Source organism: Bacteroidota bacterium, from assembly GCA_034723125.1.
GTDB lineage: Bacteria > Bacteroidota > Bacteroidia > CAILMK01 > JAAYUY01 > JAYEOP01.
Map to the genome: position 1 here is coordinate 1 of JAYEOP010000398.1, position 2,299 is coordinate 2,299.

The 2,299-nt window shown below is 28.4% G+C and carries 1 protein-coding gene; it reads left to right on the forward strand.

Features of this window, described 5'->3' with window-relative positions:
• The first annotated feature begins 153 nt into the window (after positions 1-153).
• Positions 154-1,959, forward strand: coding sequence for a hypothetical protein (locus tag U9R42_10705; GenBank protein ID MEA3496494.1), 1,806 nt, complete (start codon positions 154-156; stop codon positions 1,957-1,959).
• Positions 1,960-2,299: the final 340 nt, after the last annotated feature.

Sequence of the window (2,299 nt, forward strand, 5' to 3'; positions counted from 1 at the left end):
AATTACAAAAAGAGTAATTTTGTAATCTGTGAATCTGTCTTTGACAGACGTAGTCTTTACTTTTTGCATGTCTTCGACAGACGAAGTCTGTGGCAAATTTGATTACCCACAGTATTTGACATAGAACTAAAAATGATTACAGAAATGAGAAAAATGAAAGCACTATTTATAATAATATTAACATTATTTCTTCTTCAATGTACAAATGAAAAGACAAAAAATATTATCAACAAAGGGGCTACATATCAGCTTCCTAAAGTACTAATTGTTACAAGCGGGTCGGAAGGAAATGGCAAAGTAGCCGAAGGAATAATCGTTGCCATTCAATCTTTAAATAAAAATGGTGCAATTGTAGAACTCGCAACACGTGATATTTTACAAGATGAAAAAAAACTCAAGGATTATAATTTTCTTATTTTATTAACCGCTATAGATTACCATGATGCAGACATGCTTTATTCTCTTACTTTTATGTCTGATTTTGAAATTAATAATATTAAAAATTTTGTAAGCAATGGGGGTGTACTTATAGCAGGAGATAATATTGGCAGAAATAAAATAGATGGAACAGACAGAATTAGTCTTTACGGGAAATTAACACCCCAAAACTGGGGATTAGGAAAATGTTTTGGAGTTTCTTTGGAAGAAAAAAACATGAAAGATTTTAAAATTGAAGGTAAAATCAACAATAACTTAAAAGGAAATTTCAAAACAAAATCAGAGAACGATATTTGGACACTAATTATTGATTCAGTTTATTCACAAGAATTAACGGAATTAGCAATATGGAAAAACGGCAACAAACAATATCCTGCAATAATTCAAAACAATTACAACAAAGGTATTTCTTTTCTTTTTCCATCATCATATTTTTTACACCCTGCAAATAATGGTGGATACTGGAGTGCCTCACAAATTCAAAGTTTTTACGAATACGTTTTAAAAGAATTTTACAATAAGCATAATTATAAAATTAGCCTCAACCCATGGCCAAATGGATTTGATTATGCATTTTGTGCAAGTTTTAATGCTTCAGGTAAATTTACGGAATATCAACGAATTTGCAATCTTTTTGAAAGTGAAAAGGTTGAAGCCGTGTATTTTGTTAACAATGACACAAATAGCGAAATAAAAAAATTATTACTTTCTAATAAATGTAAACTTCAATCAAATGGTTTTGGTAAAATTAATTATCAAAATAATCTTTATCCAAAATCCAAAAATGATATTTTAAAAAATGAAAATGCTTGGGGAATAAAATTTTCAGGATTTCGCTTCCCCTATACACGTCAGGGATTTTGGGGATTACTTGCTTTAGATGAATTAAATTACAAATACGAATCAAGCATTGGTGCTGACAATATTGAATTTTTTAACGGAAGTGTTTTTCCTTATAATATTCCAATTTCAAACAATCAGTATTATAAAATCACTAAAATTCTTGAATTATCCCCAACTTATCATGATGACTATTATTTTTATAAATCCATTTTAGAATCGGAAAATTATTTACCTCAAGAACAAAAAAAAGATGCTCAACTATTTGAAAAATACCTGCTCAACTATTGGGAATATGCCGTTAAACCATACAATGGATTAATGATATTTCTGGGACATCCAGCTTATGTTGCCTATAACGATACAACAATTCAAGCTTTGAAATCATTGATAACAAAAGTTAAAGAAGACAATACATGGATTACTTCCCTTGACGAAGTAGCTGATTATTGGAATAAATTGTACTCAATGACTTTTGAAATTAAGGAAAGTAAAAACGGAATAAAAATCTATGTTTCTGCAACTGAAAATGTAAAAATTGAAAAGTTAACACTCAATCTTTTTGAAAAACCAAAGAAAATTTCTTTAAAATCAGGGAAACATAAATTGCTACAAAAAGATTCCGGATATAAATTACTTTTTGATGCTTTTGATGGTCAGATGATTTCTTTGCATTATTAAAGAAAAATGGGAAATTGAGATTAGAAATTTGAAAAAACTTACTCTTAAGTTCAATATTTTTTTGTTACTGGCTGTTAGCTGATTAATAATAATCCCAGATCGGAAATCATTCCAATTCTTCATTCAATCAACCAAAGCATCAAACCCCCAAAACAGCCTTTTTAAAAAAAATCTACTTTTTTCCGTTACCTTTTACACTTTAATTGTACTAATAAGTAATTGAACAATTTTAAAATAAATTTGGATTTGCCAATTATTTTTACATATATTTGCTCATTATTAAAATGCTTTTTGAAAAAAACCGAAAAATTTTAAATTTTTTTTCTCTCTGTAACACAAG

Bases quoted from the DNA above. Each gene is read 5' to 3' on its own strand.
- U9R42_10705 (MEA3496494.1), top strand. From the start codon at position 154: ATGAAAGCACTATTTATAATAATATTAACATTATTTCTTCTTCAATGT.